Annotated in this window: 2 protein-coding genes; both read right to left on the bottom strand. The window is 70.2% G+C overall.

Annotated elements, in window-relative coordinates; genetic code table 11:
* A partial coding sequence (locus tag VG296_RS27000) for a type IV toxin-antitoxin system AbiEi family antitoxin domain-containing protein (RefSeq protein ID WP_325570531.1) occupies positions 1-323 on the bottom strand: 323 nt, incomplete at its 3' end.
* Positions 324-579: 256 nt separating this feature from the next.
* Positions 580-1,547 (bottom strand): serine hydroxymethyltransferase (gene glyA, locus VG296_RS26995; RefSeq protein WP_325570529.1); only part of this gene is annotated, 968 nt, incomplete at its 5' end.

The raw sequence follows: 1,547 nt of genomic DNA, 5'->3' as shown, positions 1-1,547 counted from the left end.
TCGCAGAGCCAACCCGCCGAACGGACGCTCAGGAGTGCGTGACCTTGGAAGTGCATCACCGCGGCGGTCGCGGCGCCGAGCGGCTCGAGTCGCGGGCGCCCAACGACGTATACGCCGGGGTAGAGTCGGTGCAGCCGGCCGATGCGCAGCCTGTGCCTGATCGCCTCCTCCGAGATACCCGCCGCGATCAGCTGTGAGCGGTGCACCAGTCCGCGCTGAAGCTCAGCCAGACGCGCGATTTCGGCGTCGCCCTGCCCCTTGACCCCGCTCAACCCCCAAACCTTCGCGGCGATGGGCGCGTTGGGAAATTCGCGGGCCTCCACAACGGCTTTCTCCCAACGGCCCGGGACTGCGGGAGTGTTGGGGGTTAGGCGGGGTCGCGAAGCGCTCACACCCCCGAATATCCACCCTCAAAGCCGCCTTTTCGAGTTTTGTGTCGCGCTTGACACAGAGCCGGCACACTCTCGCCACACCCGGTCGCGCCGGCGACCGCCCCGTCGCGCCGGCGACCGCCCCCGTCAGGCCCCCGCGACCGCCCCGTCAGGCCGCGACCGCCCCCGTCAGGCCGCGACCGCCCCGTCAGGCCGCGACGTACGGCGCGAGCCCCGCGTAGAGTGGGTAACGATCTGCGATCGCAGCGGTGCGCTCGCTCAACCCCTCGCGTCGCGACTCGAAGTCGCCCGGCGCCAGGGTCGCCGCGATCACGTCCCCGATCTCGGCGAAGTCGGCCTCCTGCAGGCCGCGCGTGGCCAGCGCCGGCGTGCCGATCCGCAGGCCCGAGGTGACCATCGGCGGCCGTGGGTCGAACGGGATCGCGTTGCGGTTGACGGTGATCCCGATCGAGTCCAGGCGGTCCTCCGCCTGCTGGCCGTCGAGCTCCGAATCGCGCAGATCCACGAGGATCAGGTGCACGTCGGTTCCGCCGGTCAGCACGGAGACCCCGTGCCCCGCGCCCAGCAGCGACTCCGCGAGCTGCTTCGCCCCTACCACTGTCCGCTCCTGACGTTCACGGAACAACTCCGACGCTGCGATCTTGAGCGCCACCGCCTTGGCTGCGATCGCATGCTCGAGCGGCCCGCCCTGCTGGCCCGGGAAGACGGCCGAGTCGATCTTCCTGGCGAACTCCTCCCGGCACAGGATCATGCCCGAGCGCGGCCCTCCCAGCGTCTTGTGGATCGTGGTGCCGACGACGTCCGCGTACGGCACCGGTGACGGGTGCAGCCCCGCCGCGACCAGCCCGGCGAAATGCGCCATGTCCACGAACAGGTAGGCGCCGACCTCGTCGGCGATCTCCCTGAAGGCGGCGAAGTCCAGCTGCCGCGGGTAGGCGGACCAGCCGGCGATGATCATCTTCGGCCGCTGCTCGCGCGCGATCCGACCCACCTCGTCCATGTCGATCACGCTGCTCTCGCGGTCGACGCCGTAGGTCACGATCTCATACAGGCGCCCCGACGCGTTGAGCTTCATGCCGTGCGTCAGGTGGCCGCCGTGCGCCAGTTCAAGCCCCATCAGCTTGTCTCCAGGGGTGAGCAGCGCCTGGTACACGG

It is taken from the genome of Actinospica sp., assembly GCF_035552695.1.
GTDB lineage: Bacteria > Actinomycetota > Actinomycetes > Streptomycetales > Catenulisporaceae > Actinospica.
Note: the sequence above shows the minus strand (reverse complement) of the source record. Positions and strands in the feature narration are given on the sequence as shown.